The organism is Dyadobacter sp., assembly GCF_051859145.1.
GTDB lineage: Bacteria > Bacteroidota > Bacteroidia > Cytophagales > Spirosomataceae > Dyadobacter.
Genome location: NZ_JBHYGF010000134.1, coordinates 1 through 2,277 on the forward strand (window position 1 = coordinate 1; position 2,277 = coordinate 2,277).

1 protein-coding gene and 1 pseudogene are annotated in these 2,277 nt (G+C 47.3%); both read left to right on the top strand.

Annotated features, from left to right (window positions below):
• Positions 1-1,897: SusC/RagA family TonB-linked outer membrane protein (locus ACTIE6_RS09430; protein WP_439556401.1), on the top strand; the 1,897-nt coding region annotated here is incomplete at its 5' end.
• A gap of 27 nt (positions 1,898-1,924) precedes the next feature.
• Positions 1,925-2,277 (top strand): annotated as a pseudogene (locus tag ACTIE6_RS09435) (RagB/SusD family nutrient uptake outer membrane protein); the annotation flags it as partial.

Below are 2,277 nucleotides of genomic sequence, written 5' to 3' on the forward strand. Positions count from 1 at the left end.
TGTGACGGTAATGTCGACGCCGGGTTTTTATCCGGTCAGAAATGCGGACGGTTCGTATGCAAGATCTTTCACCCTGCATTATGACGATGGGACGACGCAGAACATTATCTATAACAATGCGCTCGCATTTGGTGAAGGTATCCAGAATACCATGAACCAGTTCAGCACCGTAGGAAGCTTGTTTACGACGATTGACATTTTCAAAAACCTGCAATTCAAAACCAGCATCAATGCAGATGTCAATACGTTCAGTAACAACAAATTTTCTCCCTCTTACATTAGTGTAAACCCTTCAAATGGTCAGTCTTTTTCATCTGCCAACATCAGCTGGATCAATGAAAATACTTTGACTTACGACAATTCATTTGCAGAAAAACACCATGTAAATGTACTCGTGGGTGTGACAGGTCAAAAATCCTCATTTAATTCTACCTCTGTCAGTGCAAACTCTTTTCCGAACGACCTTGTGCCTACCTTGAATGCAGGTATTATCACTGGCGGAAGTTCAAGCCGCTCACAATGGACACTCCTCTCCTTCCTGAGCCGCGCGACTTATAATTATGATGAAAAATACTTCCTGACTGCCACTTTCCGACGCGACGGTTCGTCACGCTTCGGAGCTGACAACAAATGGGGTAACTTCCCTTCCGTTTCGGCAGGATGGAGAATCGGACAGGAAAAATTCATGGCGAATGTACCTACGATCAGCGAATTGAAAGTTCGTGCGAGCTATGGTATGATTGGTAACAACCAGATTCCTGATTATGCGTCTGTGGGGCTGATCTATGGCTCTAACTATATTCTTGGATCCGGTGACGGCGGGATCGTCAATGGTCTGGCGCAAGGTTCACTGGGCAACTCGATCCTGGGTTGGGAAAAAGCAAAGGAAGTGGATTTGGGTATCGACTTGGGATTGTTCCAAAACCGACTTTTCCTGAATCTTGACTACTATAACAAACTGACTTCCGACCTGCTCCTAAATGTACCTGTGCCACTTTCAACAGGCTTTGAAACGGCGCTCCGCAACCTGGGAAGTCTGCGTAACAAAGGATTTGAAGTTGCTTTGGAAACCAGAAATTTCACGCGCAAAAACTTCACCTGGTCGACCAATGCAAACATTTCTTTCAACACCAATACAGTAGAGTCACTGGGCGCGAGTGGCGCACCGATTATCGTGGCGAACCGCGCACAGGAAAACTCTCTGACGCACATTACCCAGATCGGAAAGCCGCTGGGAAGCTATTATGGTTTGATCTTCGACGGGATCTACAACACGAAGCCTGAAATAGACGGTTCTGCGCACTTTCCGAATACAGCTCCGGGTGATGTCCGTTTCAGGGACCTGAACAACGACGGCGTAATCAATGATTTTGACAGAACGATCATCGGAAATAACCTGCCGAAGTTTACCTACGGCATCACGAATACTTTGAATGTCGGCAGCTTCGACTTCGGTGTGTCGCTCCAAGGCGTACAGGATGTGGATGTGCTCAACCTGACCAAGCGCAGTGTTTACCGCAACAATGCGTCGATCTCGAACAACTACTGGCGCTCACCGGAAGAGCCTGGTGACGGCAAAACGTGGGGACCGAACAACAATGCCATTAACCGGAACATTTCATCGTACTACGTGGAAGATGCTTCTTTCCTTCGCGTCAGAAACGTGACGATCGGTTATCGTTTTGACAAGATATTTGGTGGAAAAGTCGTGAAGAATGCACGGGTGTATATGAACATTCAAAACCTGTACACTTTCACCAAATACAGCGGCTATAACCCTGAGGTGAATACGACGGAAGGCGATCCGTGGATTTCTTCTGCGCTGACGCCGGGGATGGATTATGGTACTTATCCTATCGCAAGAGCATTCGTATTTGGCCTCAACCTTGGTTTCTAACTAAACCCGGACCAACCTTTAACATTGATGATGATGATCTCAAAAAATATCAAAATAGCTGTCGCCCTGGTTATCCTGGCATTTTCAGGAACCTCCTGCGAAGATTTTCTCGAATCAAAACCTATTTCTCAAATCGGCGAAACGGACTTCTTCAAGACTGAGTCCGACTTCGCACAGGCTGTTGTAGGCTCGTATTCTGCACTGGCGCAGGTGTACTCGGGGAATGGGTACTATCACCTGCTGGTGGATCTCCGTTCTGATAATACCAGCGAGCTGGTGGCGGGGGCCTCGGGTAACGATGCCAAAAAGAACATCGACGAATTCCGTGAGACAACCGACAACGAGCACCTCACGGCATTCTGGCAGAACAGCTATAACCT